Genomic DNA, 23,617 nt, shown 5'->3' with positions numbered 1-23,617 from the left:
GCTCGGGTGTGCGGATCAGTGGTATTAAAAAGCCATCATTGCTTGCCGAAACCTGGCTACGCTTAGCTCAAACAACACGGATTGCTGTTGCCCTTCCAATAAGGATCAGTGCATCGATGTTGACCCGAGGTGTCGCCATGGGTGAGCACAGCGTTGCCATTTCCACACCAGCGTCCGGCGTGCTGCTGGTTGACGAGCAAGATTCGGTTCTCACCAGCCTGGCTGAACTGCTGAGTGAAGAGCCCTACCACCTTTACCTGGCCCATGGCAGCGCCCAGGCCCTGGAGCTGATGGCGCAGCACCCGATCGACCTGGTCATGAGCGCCGCGCACCTGGCGCAGATGGACGGTGCCAGCCTGCTGGCGCGCATTCATCAGGACTATCCCCAGACCATTCGCATTCTGCTGACCGGCGATCCGGACCTGGCGCTGATCGTCAAGGCGATCAATGAAGGCCAGATCTACCGCTACCTGAGCAAACCCTGGAACGACCAGGAGATGCTGCTGACCCTGCGCCAGGCCCTGGCCCATCAGCACAGCGAGCGTGAGCGCCAGCGCCTGGAAACCCTCGCGCAAACCCGCAACGGCGAACTCAGGGCCCTCAATATCCAGCTGGAAAAACGCGTCGCCGCCCGCACCGCCGAGCTGCAGCAGACCGCCGACATGCTCGACCTGGCCTATGAGGAGCTCAAGCACAGTTATGCGACCGGCACCGAGCTGTTCTCGCTGCTGGTCAACCAGCGCCTGCCACCGGCCAAGCAGACCAACCGCCAGATCATCGAGCTGGTGCGCGCCTACTGCAGGGTGCACGCCCTGGATGAAGGTAGCAGTCGGGACCTGGCCATGGCTGCCGCGCTGTACAACATCGGCAAGTTGAGCTGGAGCGACAGCATGATGAGGTCCCCGGCGGACCTGATGCACCACCACGACCGCGAGCTGTACCGTACCTATCCGAAGCAGAGCGAATCATTGTTGATGACCCTGGAGCCGATGCAGGATGCGGCCCGGCTGATTCTTCACCATCAGGAGCACTGGGACGGCAGCGGCTTCCCCGATCACCTCAAGGGCGAAGCCATCCCCTTTGGCTCGCGCTTGCTCAAGCTGGCGGTGGATTTCATCGAATTGCAGCGCGGGCTGATCCTCGAGCGGCAGATGAACAGCGACGAGGCCCTGGTGTTTATCCGCAAGTACGCGGGCAAGTTCTATGACCCGCAGTTGGTCGAAGACTTTGTCCAGGTGTGCGCGGTCTACCTCACGGACGTGACCCTGGGCGACCCCTCGGTCAAGGTTCTCGGCACCCGGGAACTGCAAGCCGGAATGCTGCTGGCGCGCAACCTGAACGCCGACAACGGCATGCTCCTGCTCAATGCCGGCAAGGTGCTCAACCTGCCCCTTGTGGACAAGCTGATTGCCTTCGAGACCATGGAGGGAGCGCGCTACAGCGTATTTGTCAGGGTGGCCCAGGAGCACTCCGGCAGCGAAAAACCAGCCCTGGCGCCGTGACGCGAAGGGGCCGTGCGTGGGATCCTTGCGCCTTTCATTCAAGGCCGACCCGCTCCCATGACTGCCTGCACCGACTCCAAGAACGCCATTATTCACATCGCCGCCGGCCTCCTGCTCAGGCCGGATGGCCGCACGCTGCTGGTACGCAAGCGCGGAACCCAGGCCTTTATGCAGGCGGGGGGCAAGATCGAAGCCCGCGAATCACCGGCCGTCGCCCTGGCGCGGGAGTTGGAGGAGGAACTGGGCTTGCAGGTGGATCCGGCCCAGGCGCGCTTTCTCGGCCAGTTCTCGGCGCCCGCGGCCAACGAGCCCGGTTACGTGGTGCAGGCCGAGGTGTTTTTGCTGGAGATCGACGCCGAAGTGGCCCCGGCTGCAGAAATCGAGGAGGTGTGCTGGGTCGACCCGCACAGTGATATCAACCTGCACCTGGCGCCATTGACAAGGGATCTGATCCTGCCGTTTTATCGTGCCTCGCTGACACCCCCGGCCTGACCTGGGCCCTCGCCGAGGATTGCCATGATTTCACGCCACGATGACCTGATCTTCGCCGCCGCTTCATTGCTGACGCTACTGGCCGCCCCGGTCTTGCGCCTGCTGCCCGCGCCGGGTCGCGGAACCTGAGCCCGCGGTGAGCGACGTGCTTATCCAGCGTCTGAACGGGCGCCACGCCGCGCAATATCGGGCGTTGTCCCTGGAAGCCTACGCGCGCCATCCCCAGGCGTTTGCCTCCAGCATCGGCGACCGTGCGGCGATCCCCCTGGCCTGGTGGGCGGCGCGCCTGGACGATGAGTTGGACCTGCTGCTGGGGGCGTTCGAGGGCGAGGTGCTGGTGGGGATTGTCGGCCTGGCCCTGGAGCTTGAGGCGCACGCCCGGCACAAGGCGACCCTGTTCGGTCTGTATGTGAGCCAGGCCTGGCGTCAAGGCGGGGTGGGCTACCAACTGGTGCAGGGGGTTCTCGCCGAGGCGCGCGAGCAGCCCCAGGTGCGCCTGATTCAGCTGACCGTGACCGCCGGCAGCGACGCGGCCATCGCCTTGTATCGTCGCTGCGGTTTTATGCAGTCAGGCCTCGAATCCCTGGCAGTGCGGGTCGGCGATGACTACTTCGACAAAATCCATATGTGCCGCGAAGCCCGCGAGCTTTAGCGGCACCCGCCGCACGCCGCGCCACCGGAAATGCCCGGATCAGCGAACGGCGCTGACCCCGTCCAGGGTCGAGAACGAGGTGTCCTTGGCCGTCAGCAGGAAGTCGCGCATGTAGGGCGCATCCAGCATGTCGGCGCGAATCGCCGCATACAGCGTGGCGAACAAGCCCTTGTCCCCCAGGCGCTTGGCCTTGACGTAACCCCGCGAGCTGTATTCATGCAGCGCCCAATGGGGCATGCCGCACACGCCGCGCCCACTGGCCACCAGTTGCATCATCATCACCGTCAGTTCCGAGGTGCGCACTTGCGCCGGCTCGACGTCCGCTGGCTCCAGGAAGCGGGTGAAGATATCCAGACGATCGCGTTCGACCGGGTAGGTGATCAGGGTTTCGTTGATCAGGTCCTCGGGCACGATGTAGGCCTTGCTTGCCAGCGAGTGCTGGTTGGCCACCGCGAGCATGGCTTCGTAGGTGAACAGCGGCACGTAGGTGATGCCCGCCAGCTCCAGCGGGTCGGAGGTCACCACCAGGTCCAGGTCGCCCCGGGCCAGGGCTGGCAAGGGCGCAAAGGAAAACCCCGACGCCAGGTCCAGTTCGACTTCCGGCCAGGCGTCGCGGAACTGGTCGATGGTCGGCATCAACCACTGGAAGCAGCTGTGGCACTCGATGGCCATGTGCAGGCGTCCGGCGGTGCCGCCGGCCAGGCGCGCGATATCACGCTCGGCGCCGCGCAGCAGGGGCAGGGTGGCATCGGCCAGTTGCAGCAGGCGCAGGCCGGCGCTGGTGAAGCGCACCGGCTTGGTCTTGCGCACGAACAATGGCATGCCCATGCGCTCTTCCAGTTCCTTGAACTGGTGGGACAAGGCCGACTGGGTCAGGTGCAGGCGCTCGGCGGCTTCCACCAGGCTGTCGGATTCACGCAGGGCGTGCAGGGTCTTCAGGTGACGGATTTCGAGCACCAGGTTCTCCATGAGTAAATTTTGTGATCAACACGAAAAGGTTGAGTTTGTCTCATGTTGGGCTGGCTGTCGACAATGGCGCCATCTTTTACAGGGAGGAACACCTCATGGCCTTGGCCCACACCCTCGGTTTTCCACGTATCGGCGCTGACCGCGAACTGAAAAAAGCCCTCGAATCCTATTGGAAGGGCGACCTTGAACAGAGCGCCTTGCTGAGCGTCGGCCGTGAGTTGCGGGCCCGGCACTGGCAGTTGCAGAAAGCCGCCGGCATCGATTTGCTGCCGGTGGGCGATTTCGCCTGGTACGACCAGGTGCTCACCCATTCGCTGAGCTTCGGCGTGATTCCCGAGCGTTTTGCCAGCACCCAGGACGGCCAGGGCCTGCCGACCCTCGACACCCTGTTCGCCATGGCCCGCGGCGCCACCTTCGGCTGCTGCGGCGGTGAGCATGGCCAGGCGCAATACGCCCAGGAGCTGACCAAGTGGTTCGACACCAACTACCACTACCTGGTCCCGGAATTCAGCGCTGACCAGGGGTTCAGCCTGAGCTGGAACCAGTTGTTCGACGAAGTCGACGAAGCCCACGCCCTGGGTCACAAGGTCAAACCGGTGATCATCGGCCCGCTGACCTACTTGTGGCTGGGCAAGGCCAAGGGCAATGAGTTCGACAAGCTCACGCTGCTGGAGCGCCTGCTGCCGCTGTACGGCGAAATCTTCAAGCGGCTTCAGGCCCAGGGCGTGGAATGGGTGCAGATCGACGAGCCGATCCTGACCCTGGACCTGCCCCTCGAATGGAAGAGCGCCTTCGAGCGCGCCTATCACATCCTTCAGTACTCACCGCTGAAAAAACTGGTGGCGACCTACTTCAGCGGCCTGGAAGACAACCTTGGCCTGGCCGTCGGCCTGCCGGTGGACGGCCTGCACATCGACGCCGTGCGGGCCCCGGAGCAACTGGGCCAGGTACTGGACCGTCTGCCGACCTACAAGATTCTGTCGGTGGGCCTGGTCAACGGGCGCAACGTCTGGCGCTGCGAGCTGGAGCAGGCCCTGGAGCAACTGCAAGTGGCCCAGGAACGTTTCGGCGACAACCTCTGGGTCAGCAGTTCCTGCTCGTTGCTGCACAGCCCGGTGGATCTGGGGCGTGAAGACCAGCTCGATACCGAGTTGAAGAGCTGGCTGGCGTTTGCCGTGCAGAAGTGTGGCGAAATTGCCGTGCTGCGTGATGCGCTGAACGATCCACAGGCCGCGAGCGTTCAGTCTGCCTTGGCCCAAAGCCGTGAAGTACAGGCCAGCCGGGCGCGTTCGCCGCGTATCCACAAGGCCCAGGTCCAGGCCCGCATCGCCGCGATCCGCGAGGCCGACAGCCAGCGCCAGTCACCCTTTGCCCGGCGCATCGACGTGCAGCGCGCACGCTTGCAGTTGCCGCTGTTCCCGACCACCACCATTGGCTCCTTTCCGCAGACCGCCTCGATCCGCCTGGCGCGCCAGTCCTACAAGCAGGGCAAGTTGTCGGCCAACGACTACACCGATGCCATGCACAGCGAGATCCGCCACGCGGTGGAGGTCCAGGAGCGGCTGGGGCTGGATGTGCTGGTGCATGGCGAGGCCGAGCGCAATGACATGGTCGAGTACTTTGCCGAGCAACTGGACGGGTACCTGTTCACCCGCTTCGGCTGGGTCCAGAGCTACGGTTCGCGCTGTGTGAAACCGGCGGTGATCTACGGTGACCTGAGTCGGCCCAAGGCCATGACCGTGGACTGGATTCAATACGCGCAGAGCCTGACCGACAAGGTGATGAAAGGCATGCTCACCGGTCCCGTGACCATGCTGATGTGGTCTTTCCCCCGCGAAGATGTGTCGCGCAAGGTGCAGGCGCAGCAACTGGCCCTGGCCCTGCGGGATGAAGTGCTGGACCTGGAAGCCGCCGGGATCAAGATCGTGCAGATCGACGAAGCGGCGTTCCGCGAAGGCCTGCCCCTGCGCCGGGCGCAGTGGCAGGAGTACCTGGACTGGGCGGTGCAGGCGTTCCGCCTCAGTGCCAGCGGGGTGCAGGACCAGACGCAGATCCACACCCATATGTGCTACAGCGAATTCAACGACGTGATTCAGTCGATTGCCGCCATGGACGCCGACGTGATCACCATCGAGACCTCGCGCTCGGACATGGAGCTGCTGGAGGCGTTCAAGGCGTTCGACTACCCCAACGACATCGGGCCAGGGGTGTATGACATTCACTCGCCACGGGTGCCGGACACCGCGGAAATGGTCAAGCTGATGAGAAAGGCGGTCAAACGCATCCCTGCCGAGCGGTTGTGGGTCAACCCGGACTGCGGCCTGAAAACCCGCGCCTGGCCCGAGACCGAAGCGGCCCTGATCAACATGGTCGCCGCCGCCCGGCAACTGCGCAGCCAGTTGGGTTGATTACACCCGCTGGAACACCGGCGTCGGTACGGGCCAGCGTCCGAACGCGGCCCGAGCCTATCGGCAGTGGCTACAAGGTGTCGTCGAAAGACGACCGCTGGGCAATCTTCATCAAACTGTCACGCAACTGTGGCAGCGCGCTTGAACAGACTTCATCAGACTCGCGCTCTACTGGGGTTCTGCGTTTCGGTGTTTGTTCATGCGGGTACGATTCTTTTCAATGATGCTGTTGCTGGCCGGGCTGACGCTCGGCCAGTTGTCTTTTGGCGCTTCGCGTTGCGACGTCAATGTCCCCACCCAACGGGTCGAACTGGAGCAGGTCAGCCTGGCGTACCAGAGCATCGGCCGTGCCTCGGACCCGGCGTTATTGCTGGTGATGGGCCTGGGCGGGCAACTGATCCACTGGCCCGACGAGGTGGTGGTCGCCTTGTGTCAGCAGGGGTTTCGGGTGATCCGCTATGACAACCGCGACGTGGGCCTGTCCACCTGGCGCCAGGTGCCGGACAGCGCCAACCTGACCTTCGAGGTCCTGCGCTACAAGCTCGGCCTGCCGGTGGCGGCGCCTTACACCCTGACGGACATGGCCGACGATGCCCTGGGCCTGATGAATGCCCTGCATATCGAGCAGTTTCATGTGCTGGGCGCGAGCATGGGCGGGATGATCGCCCAGCACCTGGCGGCCATGGCGCCGCAGCGGGTGGAAAGCCTGACCTTGATCATGACCAGCTCCGGCGCCGAAGGCCTGCCCGCGCCCAATGCGGCGCTGGTGCAGTTGCTCTCGCGACGCGGTGCGCCAAACCGTGCGGTGGCCCTGGAGCAGCAGGCCGATTTACTGGCGGCCCTGGGCAGCCCCGAAGTCAGTGATGATCGCCAGGTGCTGTTGCACCAGGCTGCGGAGTCCTACGACCGTGCATTCAACCCTGAAGGCGTGAAGCGTCAGATCATGGCGATCCTCGCCGAGCCGAGTCGGGTCACCCTGCTCAACCAATTGCGGGTGCCGACCCTGGTGGTGCACGGCACCGCCGACCCGCTGCTGCCGGTGATGCACGGCGTGCACCTGGCCGCGCATATCCAGGGCAGCCAATTGAAGCTGATCCCGGGGCTGGCCCATCGTTTCCAGGAGGCGTTCAAGGCGCCGTTGCTGGCGGCGGTGCTGCCGTACCTTCAAGCCCACCGTGAAGACACCTCGCACTGGGCGCAGATCGAACCCCTGGCCGCACCGAACCTGCTGTGAGCAGGGGCGGCCACAGGCTGAGGCTCAGCGAATGATTTTATCGACCTGGATCCCGAGCTTTTTCAGGCGATACCAGAAGCTGCGCTCGGAGATGCCGATCAATTGCGCGGCGGCGGCTTGCACGCCATTGCTCTGTTGCAGGGCGCTGAGGATGTAGGCTTTTTCCACCTCGGCCAGGGCCGCTTCCAGGTCGCTGGGCACGCTGGCCCCCGCGCTCAGCGCGACCCCCGGAGCACTGTCGGCCGGTGCCGGGGTGAACAGGTAATCGGGCAGGTCGTTCTCTTCGATCACTGCACCCTTGGCGACGATGGTCGCGCGTTCGACGCAGTTCTGCAGTTCGCGGATATTCCCCGGCCAGCTGTAGTTGGCCATGGCCTGCAGGGCCTGCGGGCTGAAGCCGCTGATGCGTTTGCCGGCGGTGGCGCCCAGGGTATGGGCGAAGTGGCGGGCCAGGGGCGCGATGTCTTCGACCCGCTCACGCAGGGCGGGCAGGGGGATGGGGAAGACATTCAGGCGGTAGTAGAGGTCCTCGCGAAACTCCTTGTTGGCCACCGCTTCGAGCAGGTTCTTGTTGGTCGCGGCGATCACCCGCACATCGACCTTGCGCTCGCGCGGGTCGCCCACCGGTTCGATCACTCGTTCTTGCAGGGCGCGCAATATCTTGGCCTGCAACGCCAGGGGCATGTCGCCGACTTCATCGAGAAACAGGGTGCCCTTGTCAGCCTGCTGGAAACGCCCGACCCGGTCCGCCACGGCGCCGGTGAAGGCGCCCTTGCGATGGCCGAACATCTCACTTTCCAGCAGCCCTTCGGGAATCGCCGCGCAGTTGACCGCCACAAACGGCCGGCCGGCGCGGTTGCCGTGCTTGTGGATGGCCCGGGCAACCATTTCCTTGCCGGTGCCGCTTTCGCCGGTCAGGAGGATGGTGGCGCTGCTTTCACGCACCGAATCCACGGCTTGCAACACCCGGCGAAAGGTCGGGCTGTCGCCCACCAGACTGTCGATCTGCTGGTGCTCGTCGAGCTCGGCGCGCATGCGCTGGTTGTCTTTGAGGATGTCGCGAAACTGCAGGGCCTTGCTGACGGTGATGTCCAGCTCGTCGATATCGAAGGGTTTGGCAATGTAGTCGTAGGCGCCGTCGCGCATCGACTGCACGGCGTTTTTCACCGTGCTGTAGGCGGTCATCACGATCACCGGCAACTGCGGATAGCGCAGCTTGATCTCGGCCAGCAGTTGCGGGCCATCCATGCCGGGCATGCGCCAGTCGCTGATCACCAGGTCGATGTCTTCCTGCTCCAGGACCTTGAGCGCGTGCAGGCCGTTACTGGCGGTAAACACCTGGATGCCGTTCTGGCTCAGGGCCGACGACAGCAGGTCGCAGAGTTTGGGCTCGTCATCGACCACCAGCAGGTTATGCGTCATCAGCGTCCTCTTCGTCATCTTCACCGTTGGCCGGAATGTACAGGCTGAACGTGGCGCCGGCATCTTTTTCACTGCTGCATTCGATGTGCCCGTCATGGTTTTCCATGATCGAGAACACCTTCGCCAGGCCCAGGCCGGTGCCCGAGGCCTTGGTGGTGACGAACGGCGTGAAGATGCGTTCAAGCATGTCCGGCTCGATGCCTTGCCCGGTGTCGGTGACGCTGATGATGGTGTAGTCCTCGTCCTGGGCGATGCCCAGGGTCAGGCGTCCGCCTTCGGGCATGGCGTCTATGGCATTGAGGACCAGGTTCAGGCAGGCCTGCTTGAGCTGGCGTGCATCGGCGTACAGGGTCGCGCCCGGGGCCTGGTCGTCGATCCGCGCATCGATCTTGTGCAGGGCCAGTTCCGGTTCGCAGAAGCCGATCAGTTCTTCCATCAGCGGCCGGGCCGGCTGGGTCGAGCGCATGGGCGCGCTGGGCTTGGCGAAATCGAGGAAGTCGGTGATCAGGTCGTTGATGCGGCTGACTTCGCTGATCACGTATTCCAGGTGGCGCTTATCGCCGTCGGGCAAGTCGGCACGGCGGTGCAGCAACTGGGTCGCGGTCTTGATGATGCCCAGCGGGTTGCGGATTTCATGGGCCAGGCCCATGGCAACCTCGCCCAGGGCATGCAGTCGATCACGGCGACGCAGTTGCGACTCCAGGTGCTGCAACTCGCCCAGGCGCTCGGTCATGTGGTTGAAGGTGCTGCTCAACTCGGCCAGTTCATCGCCGCCGCTGACCGGCACCCGCTGTCGGTAGTCGCCGGCAATCACCGCTTGCACGCCTTTGGACAGGCCGCGCAAGGGCCGGGTCAGGCGCTGCGAGACCAGCCAGCCGACGGCCAGGGAGGCTGCCGAGCTGAGAAGGAAAATCAGGATGAACAGGTTGCTCTGGTTGACCAGCCCCACCAGGCTGCTGTGGCGCAGCAGGCCGCTGAAAATCACCCCCACCAGGTCGCCGCTGTCATTGAAGATCGGCCGATACAGGCCGCTGTAGCGGCTGGTGAACTGTTCGCTGGGCTGGCGCGTGGTGCGCAGGATCGCTTCGATTTTTTCCGGCACCCGGTTGGGGTGATCCTCGAAGCGCTGGGTGGCGAAGATCTCGGCAAAATCGTCGGCCTTGGCCAGGTACAGGCGCAGGTCGAGGGAGTGCACTTCGGCCACGCTGGTGAGGAAGCTGGCATCCAGGTAGGTGGCGATCAGCAGCTGGTAGTCGATGCCATCCAGGGTGGTCTGGAAGGTCGAGACCACCACGCCGGTCGCCACGCCGCCGACCTGGACCGTCTGCAGCACGGCATTGGACGCGGTGCTGATCTGCCCGACGATGTTGTCGGCAGCGGTACTGAACACCACTTTGTGGTCGCTTTTGCGGATCAGCGCCACCACGTCGATGCCCATCGAGTCGGCAATGTCGGCGGTCAGCTTGTCGTGCTTGGCCGCATTGCGATCGGTGGGCGGGCGGGTGTAGCGCAGGAACAGTTGGGCGATACGGGCGTTGTCGTGGAGGATTTCGGTGATCTCGTCCTCGACGATCTTGGTCGACTCCTGCAGCCAGATACGCACGTTACTGTCGAAGATTTCCGACAGGGTGGCCGCTGCCAGCTCGGCGGCGATCATGGTCGGGATCACGCTGACCATCCAGAAGGCCAATACCAGCTTGCGCTGCAGGCTCCAGCGAGAGATGGCAAACGGGCGCGGGGGACGGCGTTCTTTTTTGGTCATGAACTTTCGCTTATTGCAGCAGCCATGGCGGGGTCGGATCGATCCGGGCGGACAAACAGTTTTATCAGTTTGAGCAGGGTGTTGAGCAAGGGGTTTCGATGCCGGAAGAACAGCGTATTGCCGGTAAAGGAACAGCCCAGGCGCAGTTTACTGGCGTAGCCGGCCTGGCCACACTCGTACAGCGCAATCTTGTGTTCGATACAGTAGTCGACATTGGCCAGCCAGCTACGCATGTACAGGTTGTGCTCCCGGGTGAGGTCCAGGTCGTGGGCGAAAAACTTGTCGATCAGCCGATGCCGGTCGATGAGGATCAGGTTGAACGCCACCAGTTGTTCGTCGATCCAGTACAGCACGCAGGCCGCGCGCTCGCCCAGGTGTTCGAGGATGCCGGTGAAGTAGTCCGCCGGCAGGCGTTCGAATTGCAGGTCGCTGCGCGCCAGCGTCGCCTCATACAGCCGCATGATGTCGGGCATGACGTCGTCGATCGAGCGCCGCCATTCAATCCGCGGGCCCGGCGCGCGCAGTTTGCGCCGCAGGTCCTTGCGGGTGGATTTGCCCAGGGTGCCCAGGTAAGCGTCGATGGAACCAAAGGGAATCGGCAGCAGCGCGCTCGGCAGGCTGGGCATCGCCTGGAAACCTGCGGCCTGGCAGCTTTCGGCCCATTGCCGGTCGCTGCTGGGGGCGTCCTTGACCGCCCGCAGGCCGATGTCGAGGGCGTCGGCATCGCGTTGGGCGATCAGCAGCAGCTGTTCCAGCAAGGCCTGGCGCCGTTCGACCGGCACATGGCTGGCGGTGCCGGCATTGCACTGTTCGGCCACCGGCGAACCGATGGCGTACAGGCGCAGTTGCAACAGACCCGGCCAATAGCGTTGCAGGCGCTCGGTGATGCGCTTGCCGATTCCCTGGACCGTGGTGTCGAGCCGATACCCGGTGGTGAAGGCCGGCGCCACCGCCACCAGGGTCGAGCCTTCATAGAGCGCCAGGTAGCGCCATTGGAAGTCGTCGATCCCGGCGTTTTCCACCGCCAGGTAATAGTCCCAGTCCTCCAAGGCATTCGGGAAACAGTCATTCCAGGCACGGCGGTCGATGGCCTGAATGGTCGAATAGGCTTGGGCGGTAATCACGTCTCGTCCTTAAGTTACGCCAGCTGTCGATAGTCTTCGCGCACGGCTGGCGAGTGAGCCTGTTGCTCGATGAACGCGAGGCTTAACTCCACGACCCGACGGTATTGCAGGTCGACTGTGATCATGTGATAGCAGTTGTCGAGGAGGATCTTGGTCACTGGGCCACCGAGTTTGCGTTCCACATAATCGGCGTTCCAGCGGCTGGTGATGTCGTCTTCGATCGAGTGCAGCACCAGGGCCGGCGTGGTGATCGACGGCATGCGTTTTTTCACCACGGCGTTCATCCGATGCAGTTCGCGCACGGTCACCCCCTCCATGGTCAGCAGCCCGGCATTGCTGCTCTCGCCGGCTTTCATCTGCCGCTCGACGATGGCCCGCAGGCGTGGGTTCTTGATGCCGTAGGGCGGTTTTTCCTCGAAGCTGCAGATGTGCACGCCGAACGGAATCTTCATCAGCAACGGGGTCAGGAACGCCAGTTTGTTGATGCTCCAGCCGTCGTACTTGAGGGTGGTCGAATACATCAGCAGGCCGGTGACCTGACCCGGATGCTCGGACGCCACGTACATCGACATCACTGCACCCATGGACAAGCCGCCGACAAACACCTGCTGGTGACGCTGACGCACGCCGACGAAGGTTCTGCGCACCCCCTCGTACCAGTCCTGCCAGCCGGTGGCCTGCAGGTCGCTGTTGTCCCCGCAGTGCCCGGCCAGGGTCGGCACGTACACCGTGCAGCCCTGCTTGGCCAGGCCCTGGGCCACCCGACGCAACTCCGTCGGGGTGCCGGTCAGGCCGTGGATCAACAGGACCCCGACCGGACCATTGCCGAGAACGAAGCCTGAGTCGCCTTGACCCAGATCGATCCCTGCCACGTTCACCGCTTCATGGCTCGAACCAGCAACTGCTCAAGCAGCTTCAGGCCCAGGTCGATTTCCGGGTAGCTGATCTCCAGGGACGGTGCCAGGGTGATCACGTTCTTGTAGTAGCCGCCGACGTCGAGGATCAGGCCCAGTTTCCGACCGTCAACCAGCATGTCGCCCTTCATGCCTTCCTCGACCATGTAGTCCAGGGTCGCCTTGTCCGGGGTGAAGCCGTCCGGACCGCAGATTTCGCAGCGCAGGGCCAGGCCCAGGCCGTCGACATCGCCGATGATCGGGAAGCGCTTCTGCAACTCCTGCAGGCCGTCGAGGAAGTATTTGCCCTTGGCCATGACCATCGCGCCGTAGTCGACTTCGCTGGTCATCTTGAACATTTCCAGGCCGACCGCCGTACCCAATGGGTTGGAGGCGAAGGTGGAGTGGGTGGAACCTGGCGGGAAGATTTTCGGGTTGATCAATTCTTCCTTGGCCCAGATGCCGCCCAGTGGGTTCAAGCCGTTGGTCAGTGCCTTGCCGAACACGATCACGTCGGGTTGCACGTCGAAGTGTTCGATCGACCACAGCTTGCCGGTGCGCCAGAAGCCCATCTGGATTTCATCGACCACCATCAGGATGCCGTGCTGGTCCAGGACCTGCTTGAGCTCGCTGTAGAAGTTCATCGGCGGGATCACGTAGCCGCCGGTGCCCTGGATCGGCTCGACGTAAAACGCGGCGTATTCGCTCTGGCCGACTTTCGGGTCCCAGACACCGTTGTATTCGGTTTCGAACAGCCGGGCGAACTGCTGCACGCAGTGGCTGCCGTACTCTTCCTTGGTCATGCCTTTCGGGCCACGGAAGTGGTACGGGAACGGAATGAAGTTGGCGCGCTCGCCGAAGTGGCCGTAGCGGCGACGGTAGCGGTAGCTGGAGGTAATCGATGAGGCGCCGAGGGTCCGGCCGTGGTAGCCGCCTTCGAAGGCGAACATCAGGCTCTTGCCGTTGCTGGCGTTGCGCACCACTTTCAGCGAGTCCTCGATGGACTGCGAGCCGCCGACGTTGAAGTGCACGCGGCCGTCGAGGCCGAATTTCTTCTTGGCATCGACCGCGATCATTTCCGAGAGCTCGATCTTGCCTTTGTGCAGGTACTGGCTGGCGATCTGCGGCAGGGTGTCGATCTGCTGTTTCAGGGCGTTGTTCAGACGCGGGTTGGCGTAGCCGAAGTTGACCGCCGAATACCACATCTGCAGGTCGAGGTAGGCCTGGTCTTCGGTGTCCCAGACGTAGGAGCCTTCGCAGCGGCTGAAAATGCGCGGCGGCTCGATGTAGTGGACGGTGTCGCCGTAGGAGCAGTACTTGGCTTCTTTTTCCAGAAGGATCTGGTCTTCTGCGGTGGCAATGCGAATGTCAGACATGATGGAAGAGTTCCTGTGGTTCAGCAGAATTTTCAAGGGAGAAGGTATTGGCGTTGGCGCTGCCGTTAGGCAGTTGGGCCATCAGCGCAGGCAGCTCGGCGAAGGTGTCGAAGCGTGCATAAGGAATTGCATTGCGCTCGCAGTATTCGGCCAGGCGGTCCTTGGCAAAAACGAAGTCGGCGGTGGAGGCCACGCACATGTCGGACTGGCCGTCACCGATCACCAGCACGCGTTTGCCACGTGGGGTGGATTTGCATTTGCAGTTGCCGGATGCCGCACGGCAGGCGTCGCTGGCGTAGGGGAAGTCGATGCGCCAGCTGTTGTGGTCGACCTGGCGCAGGCGGTTGGCAAGGATCGGCAGCAGGCTCACGTAGTTGCGCGCCAGGATCCGGGCGATGCCTTGTTCGATGCCGTCGCTGACCACTTCAATGGAGGCGCCGAGGCCGGTCACATGGTCGACGAAGTCGGGAAAGTCGGGGTCGATTTCGACACTGTCGAAATACCCGAGCAGCTCGGACGGGGTCGCCTTGACCAGCGCCAGTTGGCGACTGAGGCACTCACGGGAACCGATGTGACCGTCGAGCCACTCCTGCTCGATGCTCTCCCAGCTAGGGTCGGCGAAGCGTTGGAGGACGTTGTCGATCACGTCGGTGCGGGTGATGGTCCCGTCGAAGTCACACACGATATGCCAGTGCATCATCTGCAGTTACCTGTTGGATAGGAGCGCTGTTTGCGCTTGCCAGAGAGGTAGAGCAGGGACTGTGCCAACTGGAGAAAATCCAGCAGGGCTGGGCTTGCGGCGGCGGTCTGGGCTGTTTTTCAGCTTTGTAGCTACAATTTTTGTAGCTTGCTACAAACAACATCAGTGCTTGCGCAGACACCGACGTCTAGGGATTGATGCGCGCATGTTCAGACAAGGAAATGCACCCATGCCCAGGTTCACACGTTCTGCCCTGTTCGCCGGCCTGCTGGCGTTGGGGGCGGGTTCCACAGCCCTGGCCGACGACGGCATCACCGGACAGGTCGGGCTGGGCGTCGGCTACCAGCCCCACGACCCAAGCGGCAGTCGCTATGAAAGCGTGCCATTGCCGTACTTCGACCTGGACTGGGGTTCGGTCAGCCTCGACACCGATGACGGCCTGACCTGGGAGGCTCTGTCGGCCAACGGTTTCAGCGCCGGGCCGTATATCAATTACCTGCCAGGGCGTAACGCCAACGGCTCGCTGCGCGGCCTGCGAGACGTACCGAACATGGCCGACGTTGGGGGTTTTATCGAGTATGCGCCGGACGATTTCTGGCGCGTGTTCGCCTTCCTCGGCCACGCGGTGGCGGGAGGCGATGGTCAGGGCGGGGTGCTGGGCAAGGTCGGTGGCGAGATCGGTTACCCGCTGGGTGCCGGGATTATCGGCAGCAATAACCTGACCGCACACTTTGCCGATGGGCGTCAGGCCCAGACTTTTTTCGGGGTCAGTGGCGACGAGGCCCAGGCCTCCGGCATCGCGCCGTACAACGCCAGTGGCGGTTTGCAGAACGTGACCCTGACCCAGAACCTGCAAATCCCCCTGGGCGGCGACTGGTCGCTGATGACCAGTGCCAGCTGGATTCGCCTGACCCATTCGGCGGCGGACAGCAGCATCGTGCGCGAGAAGGGCCAGGTCAATCAGGGCCAGGTGCAGACCGCAATCAGCTACAAATTCTGAAGCGTGCTGGCTGCGGCCAGCGTCGTTTCAGCTTGCCTCGCCCTCGGCCAGCAGGGCAATCCCGCCGATGATCACCAGTACGCCGACCCAGTGCAGCAGGCTGATCTGCTCGCCCAGGCCCAGCCAGGAGCCGAGCAGCACCACCACGAACACCAGTGAACTCAAGGGGAAGGCCAGGGACAGGCTGCTGCGTCGCAGAATCAGCATCCAGACGAAAAAGGCGCCGATGTAACAGGCGATCGCCAGCAGGATCCCCGGGTTGGCGGCCACCGCCAGCAGCCATTGCAGGGTGAAGTCCATCTGTCCCAGTTGGTCGCCGGCCACCTTGGTCGCGATCTGCCCGGCGCTTTCAAAGCCGATCAGCAGGGCCCAGAGCACCACGGTGCCCAGGCGCTCGTGGAGCCAGCCGGATGAGGTGGTTGAAGTCATGTAGGGTTCCTTTCAATCGTGAATAGAGGCTCAGGTACTAGCGATGCACACCAGCATCACGCCCAGGGTGATCACCAGGGTGCCGAGCCAGCGCCGCCGGCTGACGTGTTCACCGAGGATGACCTTGCCGGCCAGGACCACGCCGCAATAGGCCAGGGCCGCGGCTGGAAACAGCAGGCTCAGGGGCGCGCGGGACAAGGCTTCGAGCCAGACGAAAAACTCGATCACATAGGCGCCGATCCCGCACCAGAGCAGGGGCGCATTGAATACCTGGCCCCAGAACGCATTGAGGCGAAAGCCGCCTTCGAGTTCGGGCAGGCGGTCCAGGCCGAGCTTGAAACAGAGTTGGCCGATCACATCCAGGACGATGGAAAAGGCCACCAGCAGAACAACGGTCAAGGTCACGGGTACAACTCCTCGAACAGGCTCATCAGCGCTTCATTGGTCACCGAGTTGCGCAGCAGGTCGGCCTGGCTCCAGCGTTCGACAGGCGGTTGGTCGGATGTGGCTTCCCAGCGCTTGAGGGCGTTGCTGAAGGCCGGCGCGGCAAATTCGCCGCAGACATCGATGCCCAGAACCCGTTTGCCCTCGGCCAGCAGGCGCAGCGCCTGCAACAAGTGGCTCAGGCGCATGCCGCCCTGGTCCCAGTTGGTCGCGGCGTCTTCACTGGCCAGCACGTCTTTGTCGATGGTGATCCAGACCGCCTCGGTGGGCAGGCCGGCGATCATCTGAGCGATGAAGCCGGGCCAGTCCTGCTCCACCAGGTTGTGCCAGTGCAGATGGTTTTCCCGCTGCTGGTGCCCGGCGCCATCGCCGATCCGGCCCCAGACCTTGGACGGCGCATGCTGCCAGGGAAACAGCTGCAGCTTGCCCTGGCGCAAGGCGCCCAGGTTGCCGCCGCGCAGTTGCGGGCTGTCGAGGTCCTCGCTGCACGGCCCCAGGGTGACGATGCGCTGGATGTGGGGCATTTGCAGCGCGCGGTTGACCCAGGAGCCGCAGTGCCGACGCGGGGCCAGTCGCACCCAGTCGGGGTGGTTATCGAAGTGGATCAGGCTCACCGGCTCCTTCAGGTTAGCGAGAAAGGCCGGGGTCAGGTGGTGGTAGTCGCCGGAGCCGACAAAGAAGATTTCCGGCTGCGGCCCGTTATGCGCGGGCCGCTGGCCCAGGCGTTCGGTGAAGCGCCGGTAGGTGCGCTCGGTGGACCAGAGCCGCAGTTTCGGGCCCAGGTCCAGCAGGTCCAGGCGCCGCGCCTGACCGTTTTCCAAGCGTCGCGTGACGGCCTCCTGGGCGGTCAGGCTGTGGTCGAGATCTAAAATATTCAACGTGTGATTTACCCATGGCAGCGCCCCGCCAGCGCTGAAACGCAGACCGGCCGGGCTTTCCACGGTAATTGCAAAGACCGGGCCACGTTCGAGCGCGCGCCTGGAGCGTAGCCGCTGCCGCAGGCCCGGATGAACGCCGAGGGGTGTCAGGCAGATGAGGGGCGCCAGGTCCGGCCAGCGCAGCCTCGCGGGCTCGGCAGCGGCGACAGGTCAGGCGTGCAGGCGGACCCAGACGCTGACCAGGACCGTCGCGGCCATCAGCCAGGCCACGGCGGCCACGGCCAGGGAGGCTTCGAGGCGCAGGCGGTCGACCATCACGTACAGCGTCGCCAGGTACACGAAGTACGGAATGATCGACCACATGCCAAAGACGATGGTGGTCTTCAGGTCTTCCACCGAACGGCCCTTGCCGACGATGTAATGGGCGATCAGGGCGAAGGTCGGAAACAGCGGCACCAACCCGGCGATGTAGTAATTCCGGGTTTTCGCCAGGGCGGCCAGGATCAGCACCACGCCAGCGCCCAGTGCAGCTTTGAGCAATAGATCCACAGGTATATCTCGCTTGGGTCGGGTTAGTGGCTCAGGCCGTACTTCTTGACCTTGTCGAACAGCGTGGTCTTGGCCATGCCCAGTTCCTGGCTGGCCTGGGTCAGGTTGCCGCCGCTGCGCTGCAAGGCATCGCCCAGCAGATTGCGCTCGAAGGCTTCCACCGCTTCGGCAAAGCCCAGGCCCTGGGCCGGGTGGCTGCCGGATTTCTTGAACACCGGCAGGCCCAGGGCGAAGCGCTCGGCGACGTTGCGCAGCTCACGCACGTTGCCCGGCCAGTCGTGGCTCATCAGGATCGATACGGTCTGGTTGTCCAGCTCCGGCACCGCGCGGTCGAAACGCAGCGACGACTGCTGCAAAAAGTGCTCGAACAACTGCAGGATGTCCTCGCGCCGCTCGCGCAAGGGCGGCAGCTCCAGGGTCACCACATTCAGCCGGTAATACAGGTCGCTGCGAAACTGGTTGGCGCGGCTCAACTCATCGAGGTCGGACTTGGTCGCGGCAATCACCCGGCAGTCCACGGCCACGCTCTGGTTCGAGCCCAGGCGTTCCAGGGTGCGCTCCTGCAAGACCCGCAGCAGCTTGATCTGCAGGTTGATCGGCATGCTTTCCACTTCGTCGAGGAACAGCGTGCCGTCATGGGCGTGCTCGATCTTGCCGATGCGTCGCTTGCCGGCGCCGGTGAAGGCGTTGGCTTCGTGGCCGAAGATCTCGCTTTCGAACAGGTTCTCCGGCAGGCCGCCGCAGTTCAGCGCAACGAACTGGTGAGCGTGACGTCGACTGAAGTCATGCAGGCAGCGCGCGACCAGTTCCTTGCCGGTGCCGGTCTCGCCTTCGATCAATACGTTGGCCGAGGTGTCGGCGACGTTGGCGATCAGCTCGCGCAGGTTCTGCATGGCCGGTGAGCGGCCGATGATCCGGCCTTCCAGGGAGTCGCGCTCGGCCAGCTGCCGGCGCAACGAGGACACTTCCCGAGCCAGGCCCCGCTGTTCCAGGGCGCGGCGCGCAACGTCCACCAGGCGCTCGGGGGAGAAGGGTTTTTCCATGAAGTCGTAGGCGCCTTTCTGCATCGCGCCCACCGCCATGGAGATATCGCCGTGCCCGGTGATGAGTACCACTGGCAAGCTGCGATCGCGCGCCTTGAGGCGGGTCAGCAGCTCCAGGCCGTCGATACCCGGCAGGCGGATATCACTGATCACGATGCCGGGAAAGTTCTCGCCGACCTGGGCCAGGGCGTCCTCGGCACTGCCGACGCCGATGCAGGGGATGTCCTCCAGCCCGAGGGCCTGTTGGCAGCCCAGCAGGACATGGGGGTCGTCTTCGACGATCAGCACGGTGAGGTCGTGGTTCATAGCGGCTCGGCTCGAGTGGGGCTTACCAGGGGCAAGCTGAGGACGAAGGCGGTGCCTCCGGTGGCCGGGTGCTCGACACCCAGATTTCCGCCGGTGGCCGCGGCCAGGCTGGCCGACAGGGTCAGGCCGAGGCCCAGGCCCTGTTCACCCGGCTTGGTGGTAAAGAAGGGTTCGAACAGGTGCTTGCGCGCCTCGGCGTCGATGCCGTGGCCGTTGTCACGCACCCGCAGGCGGTATTTATCGTCGACCTGTTCGCCTTCCAGCCACAGCTCGGGCGCCGGTTGCGCCTGCATGGCGTCCAGGGCATTGCCGATCAGGTTGACCAGAATCTGCTCCAGGCGCGTCTGGTCGATCTGTAGCTGAACGTCGCTGAAGTGGCGGCGCAGGGCCAGTGGCAGTGGTTCGATACGCGCGTTGAGCAGTTGCAGGGCCGCGTCCACCGCCTTGCTCAGGCTGGCTTCACCCTGGTCGTCACCGCGCCGGGCGAAGGAGCGCAGGCTGGCGGTGATGCGGCCCATGCGATCGATCAATTCATTGATGGTCTTGAGGTTGGCGCTGGCGGTGTCCAGGGCTCCCCGTTCCAGGAAGCGCACGGTGTTGCCGGACAAGGTGCGCAGCGCCGCCAGCGGCTGGTTCAGTTCGTGGGCGATGCTGGTGGACATCTGGCCGATGGCCGCCAGCTTGCCGGCCTGCACCAGTTCGTCCTGAGCGCGGCGCAGGGTCTCTTCGGCCTGGCGTCGTTCGCGGATCTGACCCTTGAGCCGTTCGTTGCTGGCACGCAGGTCGGCGGTGCGTTCGGTAATCCGACGCTCCAGCTGATTGTTGGCTTCCTGCAGCGCTTCACGGGCGGCCAGGCGGGTGGCGATCACCTTGCGCCGTTCGTTCCAGGCGATCAGCAGGAACGCCACCAGGGCAAAGGCCACCGCCACCAGGATGCCCTGATTGATGGCTTCGCGGCGCAGGTCCTGCAACGGGGTGAGCAGGGTGAAATTCCACGGTGTGTCGCTCAGGGGCCGGGTCTGGGACAGGTAACTGATTTCCTGTTCGTCGGAGACCAGTTCGGTGTTGGCCGGGAAGGTCAGTTTTTCCACGCCCTCGGCCAGGCGTTCGCGGGCCAGGGGTTCCAGTTCGTTGAGCGGGAACCAGTAGTACTGCAGGCTGCGGGCCAGGCGCTCCTTGGTTTCATCGCTCAGGGGGCGGACCGACTTGAGCCGCCGCGCCGGGTCGCTGGAGAGGATGATGATGCCGTTCTCGTCGCTGACAAAGGCTTCCAGGCGCGCTCGCTGCCAACGCTCTTCCAGGGCTTCGAGGCGGACCTTGACCACGGCTACGCCGATGATCTTGCCCTGGGCCTCCAGGCCATGGGCCAGGTAGTAGCCCGGCTCGCCATTGGTGCTGCCGATGCCGTAGAAACGTCCGGGCTGGCCGCGCACGGCGTTCTGGAAATACGCGCGAAATGACAGGTCTTCACCCAGGTAGCTGTCGACATCCCGCCAGTTGCTGGTGGCCAGCACCCGGCCAGTGGTGTCCATCACGTAGATCGCCCGACTGCGGCTGCGCCGGTTCAGGCCTTCGAGGTAATCATTGACCGTTTGCCGGTGTTCGGGCGTCGGGTCTTCCAGCAGCCGGGAAACGCTGGATTCCAGTTCCAGCAGGCTGGGCAGGTAGGTGTATTTGCTGATCTCGCTTTCGACGGCGCGGGCGTGCAGTTCCAGCTGCCGCTCGCCGTTTTCGCTGAGGCTGCGGACCCCGTTGTGCTCACTGATCCAAAAGCCGGCATACCCCAGGCCGATCATCAGCAAAATGATCAGTGGCGGCAGGAACAGTTGGCGAATCAGGCGAGGTTTCACGGCGAGTGATGGCGGCGCGGCGCGATAGAGAGTGGGGTCGCATTTCATCACAGATGCCTTGGGTCAACCAGCATGGCGAGGGGCCTGCTCTGGTTTCCAGTCGAGCGCGGAACCCGTGGCGAGGGAGCGTGCTCCCGCTCGGCTGCGAAGCAGTCGTAAAACCGGTAATCGCGGTGTGTCAGGCACAGCGCGGTTGCAGGTCCTGGGGCCGCTGTGCGACCCCGCGGGGGCGAACTCCCTCGCCACACGGGCAAGGGAAGCGCCAAGGTTTCAGTGCTGCAGGATTTTCTCGAGGAAATGCTGCGCACGTTCGGAACGGGCACTGATGTCGCCGAAGAACTCTTCTTTCTGACAGTCTTCGATGATTTTGCCCTGGTCCATGAAGATCACCCGATCCGCCACTTTGCGGGCGAAGCCCATTTCGTGGGTGACGCACATCATGGTCATGCCTTCGTGGGCCAGTTGCACCATGACGTCGAGCACTTCGTTGACCATCTCCGGGTCCAGCGCCGAGGTCGGTTCGTCGAACAGCATGACCACCGGGTCCATCGCCAGGGCACGGGCAATCGCCACACGCTGCTGCTGGCCGCCGGAGAGTTGGCCGGGGTGTTTGTGGGCGTGGGCGGAAATGCCGACGCGCTCGAGCAGTTGCAGGCCTTTCTTGGTGGCTTCTTCCTTGCTGCGACCCAAGACCTTGATCTGCGCGATGGTCAGGTTTTCGGTGATGGTCAGGTGCGGGAACAGTTCGAAATGCTGGAACACCATGCCGACCCGCGAACGCAGTTTCGGCAGGTTGGTCTTCGGATCGGCAATGGAGGTGCCATCGACCACGATGTCGCCTTTCTGGAACGGCTCCAGGGCGTTGACGCATTTGATCAGCGTCGATTTGCCGGAACCGGACGGCCCGCACACCACGATCACTTCACCTTTCTTGACCTCGGTGCTGCAATCGGTCAGTACCTGGAAGTCCCCGTACCACTTGTTGATGTTCTTGATAGAGATCATACGGCAAACCTTTTTTGCAGACGCTTGACCAGCAGCGAGGCGGCAAAGCTGATTGTGAAGTACACGAGCCCTGCGAAGATCAGGAACTCATTGGAGCGACCGATGATGTCGCCGCTGGAGCGCGAGGCATTGAGGAAATCCACCAGGCCCACGGTGTACACCAGCGAGGTGTCCTGGAACAGGATGATGCTTTGTTGCAGCAGCAGCGGGGTCATCTTGCGAAAGGCCTGGGGCAGGATGATCAGGCGCATGGTCTGGCCATAGCCCATGCCCAATGCCTGGGCGGCGCCCATCTGGCCCTTGGGGATCGACTGCACGCCGGCACGGACGATTTCGCAGAAGTACGCCGCTTCGAACATCATGAACGCCACGATGCACGAGGTGAACGCGCCGATCGGGGTGTCTTCGCCGGTGATCCAGCGCAGCACGAACGGCACCGCCAGGTAGAACCAGGTGATCACCAGCAGCAGCGGGATCGAGCGGAAGTAGTTGACGTACGCACCGGCGATCCGCGATAGCAGTTTGCTGTCGGACAGGCGCATCAACGCCAGGATGGTACCCAGGATGATCCCGCCGACGACGCCGAGCACCATCAGTTGCAGGGTCATCAGCATGCCGTTCCACAGGCCGGGAATGGCCGGGACGATGCCACTGAAATCAAATTCCATTATTTACCCCCCACGGAGATCAGGCCGGGCACTGCGACTTTCTTCTCGACCAGGCGCATCAGCAGCATCAGGCTCATGTTCAGGGTGAAGTAGATCAGGGTGGCCAGGGTGAAGGCTTCAAACAGGTTGGCGGAAAACTCGGCGGTTTGTTTGGTCTGCGCCAGCAATTCCATCAGGCCGATCAAGGACGCCACGGAGGAGTTCTTGAAGACGTTGAGGAATTCCGAGGTGAGCGGCGGAATAATAATCCGATAGGCCTGGGGTAGCAGCACGTTCCAGTAGATCTGCGGCAGCTTGAAGCCCATGGCGCGAGCGGCGGATTCCTGGCCCCGTGGCAGCGCCTGGATACCGGTACGCACTTGTTCGCAGACCCGGGCGGCGGTAAACAGGCCCAGGCACACGACCACGCTCAGGTACGCCGACGTCGTCGGGTTGAGGTCCTGTTTGTACCAGTCCTGGAGGTTTTGCGGCAGCAGGTCGGGTACCAGGAAGTACCAGATAAACAGCTGAACCAGCAGCGGTACGTTACGGAAGAGCTCCACGTAAACCGTGGCGATCCCCGATACCAGGCGATTCGGCACGGTACGCATGACCCCGAGCACCGAGCCCAGTGTCAGCGCGATGATCCAGGCCACCACGGCAATGGCGATGGTCCAGCCCAGGCCGGAAATGAACCAGTCGAGATAGGTCTCGCTGCCCACGCCGGTGGACTTGAAGAACACGCCCCAGTCCCAGTTGTAATTCATTAGGGTCTCCCCTCAGATCGATCGATGTACAAGCACCCGCTTGGGGAGAATCCTTTCCCGCCTGATGTTGAAGATCAGGCACACACAATCGGCTCGACAACCACCGGTTCGAGTGTTTCCAAAAAATGCCAGCAGGTAGTGACAGACTCCTGAAGGGGCGGGGCC

22 protein-coding genes are annotated in these 23,617 nt (G+C 63.4%); 6 read left to right on the top strand and 16 right to left on the bottom strand.

The features are described 5' to 3' along the window. Positions 1-137 precede the first annotated feature (137 nt). The 3 genes from JFU57_RS00790 (at position 138) to JFU57_RS00780 (ending at position 2,646) form a co-directional block, all read left to right on the top strand. Positions 138-1,502 carry an HD domain-containing phosphohydrolase gene (locus tag JFU57_RS00790; RefSeq protein ID WP_201132060.1) on the top strand — a complete coding sequence of 455 codons (1,365 nt, stop codon included), beginning with the start codon at positions 138-140 and terminating at the stop codon, positions 1,500-1,502. Positions 1,503-1,559: 57 nt separating this feature from the next. Further along, positions 1,560-1,994, top strand: a complete 435-nt coding sequence (locus tag JFU57_RS00785) for an NUDIX hydrolase (RefSeq protein ID WP_201127664.1) — start codon at positions 1,560-1,562, stop codon at positions 1,992-1,994. A 145-nt stretch (positions 1,995-2,139) separates the two neighbouring features. Beyond that, positions 2,140-2,646 (top strand): GNAT family N-acetyltransferase, encoded by a 507-nt coding sequence (locus JFU57_RS00780; RefSeq protein ID WP_201132059.1) that lies wholly within the window; start codon positions 2,140-2,142, stop codon positions 2,644-2,646. A gap of 39 nt (positions 2,647-2,685) precedes the next feature. Here JFU57_RS00780 and metR read toward each other — a convergent pair whose 3' ends face one another. Then, entirely contained in the window at positions 2,686-3,603 is a 918-nt protein-coding gene (metR, locus tag JFU57_RS00775; protein WP_078472054.1) for a transcriptional regulator MetR, read from the bottom strand. A 107-nt stretch (positions 3,604-3,710) separates the two neighbouring features. Here metR and metE point away from each other — a divergent pair, with 107 nt between their 5' ends. Together metE and JFU57_RS00765 are read left to right on the top strand one after the other, a co-directional pair. Then, the gene (metE, locus tag JFU57_RS00770) at positions 3,711-6,023 is read left to right on the top strand and encodes a 5-methyltetrahydropteroyltriglutamate--homocysteine S-methyltransferase (protein WP_201127663.1); all 2,313 of its coding nucleotides are present in this window, start codon (positions 3,711-3,713) and stop codon (positions 6,021-6,023) included. A gap of 220 nt (positions 6,024-6,243) precedes the next feature. Continuing rightward, positions 6,244-7,257 (top strand): alpha/beta fold hydrolase, encoded by a 1,014-nt coding sequence (locus JFU57_RS00765; RefSeq protein ID WP_178102976.1) that lies wholly within the window; start codon positions 6,244-6,246, stop codon positions 7,255-7,257. Positions 7,258-7,281: 24 nt separating this feature from the next. Here JFU57_RS00765 and JFU57_RS00760 read toward each other — a convergent pair whose 3' ends face one another. The 6 genes from JFU57_RS00760 to JFU57_RS00735 are packed head-to-tail and all read right to left on the bottom strand — an operon-like array spanning position 7,282 to position 14,534. After that, positions 7,282-8,679, bottom strand: a complete 1,398-nt coding sequence (locus JFU57_RS00760) for a sigma-54-dependent transcriptional regulator (protein WP_201127661.1) — start codon at positions 8,677-8,679, stop codon at positions 7,282-7,284. Next, positions 8,669-10,441 (bottom strand): sensor histidine kinase, encoded by a 1,773-nt coding sequence (locus tag JFU57_RS00755; RefSeq protein ID WP_078471947.1) that lies wholly within the window; start codon positions 10,439-10,441, stop codon positions 8,669-8,671. Before JFU57_RS00755 ends, JFU57_RS00760 begins: the two co-directional genes overlap by 11 nt. Next, entirely contained in the window at positions 10,438-11,565 is a 1,128-nt protein-coding gene (locus JFU57_RS00750; RefSeq protein ID WP_201127659.1) for a GNAT family N-acetyltransferase, read from the bottom strand. Before JFU57_RS00750 ends, JFU57_RS00755 begins: the two co-directional genes overlap by 4 nt. Before the next feature lie 14 nt (positions 11,566-11,579). Beyond that, on the bottom strand, positions 11,580-12,443 hold the full coding sequence (locus JFU57_RS00745; RefSeq protein ID WP_201127657.1) for an alpha/beta fold hydrolase: 864 nt from the start codon (positions 12,441-12,443) through the stop codon (positions 11,580-11,582). Next, positions 12,440-13,834 carry an aspartate aminotransferase family protein gene (locus JFU57_RS00740; RefSeq protein WP_078471944.1) on the bottom strand — a complete coding sequence of 465 codons (1,395 nt, stop codon included), beginning with the start codon at positions 13,832-13,834 and terminating at the stop codon, positions 12,440-12,442. The genes JFU57_RS00745 and JFU57_RS00740 overlap by 4 nt, the downstream gene beginning before the upstream one ends. Further along, positions 13,827-14,534, bottom strand: coding sequence for an MtnX-like HAD-IB family phosphatase (locus JFU57_RS00735; RefSeq protein WP_201127655.1), 708 nt, complete (start codon positions 14,532-14,534; stop codon positions 13,827-13,829). Before JFU57_RS00735 ends, JFU57_RS00740 begins: the two co-directional genes overlap by 8 nt. A 229-nt stretch (positions 14,535-14,763) precedes the next feature. Between JFU57_RS00735 and JFU57_RS00730 the strand changes: the two genes are divergently transcribed. Next, positions 14,764-15,534: a MipA/OmpV family protein gene (locus JFU57_RS00730; RefSeq protein WP_201127646.1), complete on the top strand. Its 771-nt coding sequence runs from the start codon at positions 14,764-14,766 to the stop codon at positions 15,532-15,534. A gap of 27 nt (positions 15,535-15,561) precedes the next feature. Here the strand turns inward: JFU57_RS00730 and JFU57_RS00725 are convergent, their stop codons facing one another. The 9 genes from JFU57_RS00725 to JFU57_RS00685 form a co-directional block, all read right to left on the bottom strand. Next, positions 15,562-15,963 carry an EamA family transporter gene (locus JFU57_RS00725; protein ID WP_078471941.1) on the bottom strand — a complete coding sequence of 134 codons (402 nt, stop codon included), beginning with the start codon at positions 15,961-15,963 and terminating at the stop codon, positions 15,562-15,564. Positions 15,964-15,993: 30 nt separating this feature from the next. Then, on the bottom strand, positions 15,994-16,368 hold the full coding sequence (locus tag JFU57_RS00720) for an EamA family transporter (protein ID WP_078471940.1): 375 nt from the start codon (positions 16,366-16,368) through the stop codon (positions 15,994-15,996). Then, positions 16,365-17,285 (bottom strand): arginase, encoded by a 921-nt coding sequence (locus JFU57_RS00715; RefSeq protein WP_201127638.1) that lies wholly within the window; start codon positions 17,283-17,285, stop codon positions 16,365-16,367. The genes JFU57_RS00720 and JFU57_RS00715 overlap by 4 nt, the downstream gene beginning before the upstream one ends. 210 nt (positions 17,286-17,495) lie before the next feature. Next, positions 17,496-17,825, bottom strand: coding sequence for a GlpM family protein (locus JFU57_RS00710; RefSeq protein ID WP_178102975.1), 330 nt, complete (start codon positions 17,823-17,825; stop codon positions 17,496-17,498). A 32-nt stretch (positions 17,826-17,857) separates the two neighbouring features. Then, positions 17,858-19,183, bottom strand: coding sequence for a sigma-54-dependent transcriptional regulator (locus JFU57_RS00705; protein WP_078471938.1), 1,326 nt, complete (start codon positions 19,181-19,183; stop codon positions 17,858-17,860). Then, positions 19,180-21,081, bottom strand: coding sequence for a sensor histidine kinase (locus tag JFU57_RS00700; RefSeq protein WP_201127636.1), 1,902 nt, complete (start codon positions 21,079-21,081; stop codon positions 19,180-19,182). The genes JFU57_RS00705 and JFU57_RS00700 overlap by 4 nt, the downstream gene beginning before the upstream one ends. A 222-nt stretch (positions 21,082-21,303) precedes the next feature. Continuing rightward, on the bottom strand, positions 21,304-22,038 hold the full coding sequence (locus JFU57_RS00695; protein WP_201127634.1) for an amino acid ABC transporter ATP-binding protein: 735 nt from the start codon (positions 22,036-22,038) through the stop codon (positions 21,304-21,306). Continuing rightward, positions 22,035-22,706 (bottom strand): amino acid ABC transporter permease, encoded by a 672-nt coding sequence (locus JFU57_RS00690; protein WP_078471936.1) that lies wholly within the window; start codon positions 22,704-22,706, stop codon positions 22,035-22,037. The genes JFU57_RS00695 and JFU57_RS00690 overlap by 4 nt, the downstream gene beginning before the upstream one ends. Next, the gene (locus JFU57_RS00685) at positions 22,706-23,452 is read right to left on the bottom strand and encodes an amino acid ABC transporter permease (protein ID WP_020298567.1); all 747 of its coding nucleotides are present in this window, start codon (positions 23,450-23,452) and stop codon (positions 22,706-22,708) included. The genes JFU57_RS00690 and JFU57_RS00685 overlap by 1 nt, the downstream gene beginning before the upstream one ends. Positions 23,453-23,617 lie beyond the last annotated feature (165 nt).

This window comes from Pseudomonas sp. TH07 (assembly GCF_016651285.1).
Classification (GTDB): domain Bacteria; phylum Pseudomonadota; class Gammaproteobacteria; order Pseudomonadales; family Pseudomonadaceae; genus Aquipseudomonas.
The sequence above is the reverse complement of the archived record's forward strand: the minus strand, read 5'-3'. Positions and strand labels throughout refer to the sequence as shown.